The following is a 266-nucleotide window of genomic DNA, read 5'->3' on the forward strand; positions in this document are numbered from 1 at the left end:
CAGATCCTGCAACAGGATCTCGCGCAGGGTCGCACGGTTCACGTTCAGATGCTGGGCAATGCCGTCGGTCAGGTGATGCTGCGTCTTGCTGTAGTCGTCGGTCTGGAACCGGCGCTGGATTGCGAAACTCGTGTCCATGATGGTCGTGTAGGGCAGCGGGTGCATCGAGGTGGCCTCGAACAGCGCAAACAGCGGTCCAGGCAAGGCGGCTTTCAGCGCCGAGATGCCATCGGCATCCAGATGCAGGCGGTAGCCCTGCTTTCGAT

1 pseudogene is annotated in these 266 nt (G+C 61.3%); it reads right to left on the bottom strand.

The features are described from left to right. Positions 1 to 266, bottom strand: a pseudogene (locus RVY79_RS19960) (hypothetical protein); the annotation flags it as partial.

Origin of the sequence: Chromohalobacter sp. HP20-39, assembly GCF_033052815.1 — a bacterium.
GTDB lineage: Bacteria > Pseudomonadota > Gammaproteobacteria > Pseudomonadales > Halomonadaceae > Chromohalobacter.